Annotated in this window: 2 protein-coding genes and 1 pseudogene; all 3 read left to right on the top strand. The window is 74.7% G+C overall.

Annotation, left to right across the window (positions count from 1 at the left end; genetic code table 11):
* The first annotated feature begins 113 nt into the window (after positions 1-113).
* A pseudogene (locus tag CCN72_RS36505) lies at positions 114-1,414 on the top strand (phosphomannomutase/phosphoglucomutase).
* Between the two features lie 113 nt (positions 1,415-1,527).
* The gene (locus tag CCN72_RS36500; RefSeq protein ID WP_007450268.1) at positions 1,528-1,698 is read left to right on the top strand and encodes a Trm112 family protein; all 171 of its coding nucleotides are present in this window, start codon (positions 1,528-1,530) and stop codon (positions 1,696-1,698) included.
* A 119-nt stretch (positions 1,699-1,817) separates the two neighbouring features.
* Positions 1,818-2,876, top strand: a 1,059-nt coding sequence (locus tag CCN72_RS36495) for an SIS domain-containing protein (RefSeq protein WP_107430294.1), incomplete at its 3' end; no start/stop codon positions are given.

Below are 2,876 nucleotides of genomic sequence, written 5' to 3'. Positions count from 1 at the left end.
GCCCCCGCCACTCCTCCCGGTGACGACCGCGCGCCCTGCCGGTGTCCGCACACCTCCCCCTTACCGCGGACGGGTAGTTTGTGGGGGTCCAGAGAACTTCAGGAGGGCCGGCCGTGACTGCTGATCTGTCGCAGATCGTGAAGGCGTACGACGTACGCGGAGTGGTCCCGGACCAGTGGGACGAAACACTGGCCGGGCTCTTCGGCGCCGCCTTCGCGCAGGTGACGGACGCGTCGGCGATCGTCGTCGGCCACGACATGCGGCCCTCGTCCCCCGGCCTGTCCCGCGCCTTCGCGCGCGGCGCGGCGGCCCGCTGGACCTGCCCGGCGCGATGTTCACCGCCTCGCACAACCCGGCCCAGTACAACGGCATCAAGATGTGCCGCGCCGGCGCCGCCCCCGTCGGCCAGGACACCGGCCTCACCCGGATCCGCGAACTGGCCGAGAAGTGGCTGGAGTCGGGCGCCCCCGAGCCGGCCGCCGAGCCGGGCACCCTCACCTCGCGCGAGACGCTGGAGGACTACGCGGCGCATCTGCGCGCACTGGTCGACCTGAGCGCGATCCGCCCCCTGAAGGTCGTGGTCGACGCGGGCAACGGCATGGGCGGCCACACGGTGCCCACGGTCTTCGACGGGCTGCCGCTGACGCTCGTGCCGATGTACTTCGAACTGGACGGCACCTTCCCGAACCACGAGGCCAACCCGCTCGACCCGGCCAACCTCGTGGACCTCCAGAAGCGGGTCCCGGCGGAGGGCGCCGACCTCGGCATCGCCTTCGACGGCGACGCCGACCGTTGCTTCGTCGTGGACGAGAACGGCGACCCGGTCTCCCCGTCCGCGATCACCGCCCTGGTCGCCGCGCGCGAACTGGCGCGCAACGGCGGCGAAGGCATGATCATCCACAACCTGATCACCTCCCGCACGGTCCCCGAGGTCGTCCGCGAGAACGGCGGCACCCCGGTGCGCACCCGGGTCGGCCACTCCTTCATCAAGGCCGAGATGGCCCGCACCGGCGCGATCTTCGGCGGCGAGCACTCCGCGCACTACTACTTCAAGGACTTCTGGAACGCCGACACCGGCATGCTGGCCGCCCTGCACGTCCTCGCCGCCCTCGGCGGCCAGCAGGGCCCGCTGTCCTCGCTCGTCGCCCAGTACGACCGCTACCAGGGCTCCGGCGAGATCAACTCCACCGTCGCCGACCAGTCCGCCCGCCTCGCCGCGATCCGCGCCGCCTACGAGGGCCGCGCCGACGTCACCCTGGACGACCTCGACGGCCTCACCGTCTCCACCCCCGACTGGTGGTTCAACGTCCGCCCCTCCAACACCGAGCCCCTCCTGCGCCTGAACGCCGAGGCGAAGGACGAGCCCACCATGGCCAAGATCCGCGACGAGGCCCTGGCGATCATCCGGGCCTGACCCCGGTCGGCTCCAGCGGGGCGCGGGCGGTACCGCGACCCCCGCCCCACCCGCCCCACAGCGGTACGCTGACCAGCGGTCCAAGAAACCTCGCCCCCGAAGGGACACACCCCATGCCGCTCGAAGCCGGCCTCCTGGAGATCCTCGCCTGCCCGGCCTGCCACGCCCCCCTCAAGGAGCAGGACGCCGAGCTGATCTGCACCGGCCAGGACTGCGGTCTCGCCTACCCGGTCCGCGACGGCATCCCGGTCCTCCTCGTGGACGAGGCCCGCCGCCCCGAGTGACGCGGCCCGGCCCGTCGTACCCGCGAGGACACCGCCGTACCGTCGGAGACCGCGCACCCCGCACCCCGTAGCGTCGTAGATCGTCGTAGCCACTCCCCGGCCATCGGAGGCTGCCGCCCATGTTGGACGAATCGCTGCTCGACAGCCCGGAGGGCCTCGCCGAGGCCGACCGCCGGGGCCTGCTGCGCGGTGCCGCCGAGGCCGGCGCCCGCGTCCGTACCGCCGCCCGGCACGCCGCCGAGGCCGGTGTCGGCAACCTCAAACCCGACGGCCGCCCCCGCGCCGTACTGATCGCGGGACCCGGCGCCGCCGCCACCCACACCGCCGACCTCCTCGGCACCCTGGCGGGACCCGGCAGCCCCGTGGTCCGCCTCGCCCCCACCGGCGTCGCCCCCGCCGCGGGCGCCCTGCGCTGGGAACTCCCCGGCTGGGCCGGTTCGGTCGACCTCCTCCTGATCACCACCCCGGACGGCACCGAACCCAGCCTCGCCCTCCTCGCCGACCAGGCGTACCGCCGGGGCGTCACCGTCGTCGCCGTCGCCCCGGCCGGCACCCCCCTCGCCGAGGCCGCCGGCGTCAGCCACGCACTGTTCGTACCGATGGCGACGGCGCCGTACGACCATGAGGAACCGCTCGCCGCGTCCTCACCCGGCGTCTTCTGGGCCCTGCTGACCCCGCTGCTCGCGCTCCTGGACCGGATCGGCCTGCTCACCGCCCCGCCCGAGGCCCTGGAGAAGGTCGCCGACCGCCTCGACCGGATCGCCGAGCGCTGCGGCCCCGCCGTCGTGGCCTACAGCAACCCCGCCAAGACCGTCGCCGCCGAACTCGCCGACGCGCTCCCCGTGGTGTGGACCGAGGGCGCCTCCGCGGGCCCCGCGGGCCGCCGCTTCGCCGCCGCCCTCGCCGAACTCGCCGGCCGCCCCGCCGTCGTCGCCGAACTCCCCGAGGCACTCGCCGCGCACGGCGCCCTGCTGGCCGGCCCGCTCGCCGCCAGCGCCGACCCGGACGACTTCTTCCGCGACCGCGTCGAGGAGGCGCCCGCGCTGCACGCGCGCGTGGTGCTGCTGCGCGACCGCCCCAGCGGTGGCCTCTCCGCCGCCCTCCTCGGGTTCGAGTTCGCTGATCGGCGTGTCGTGGCTGAGGGCCAGGTCACGGGCGGTGGGGGCGGCGGAGAGGCC

Source organism: Streptomyces murinus (assembly GCF_002154555.1).
Lineage (GTDB): Bacteria > Actinomycetota > Actinomycetes > Streptomycetales > Streptomycetaceae > Streptomyces > Streptomyces murinus.
This window is presented reverse-complemented; position numbering and strand designations above follow the sequence as displayed.

What these genes read in the sequence shown, in the direction of transcription:
- CCN72_RS36500 (WP_007450268.1), top strand. Translation starts at nt 1,528, where the DNA reads ATGCCGCTCGAAGCCGGCCTCCTGGAGATCCTCGCCTGCCCGGCCTGC.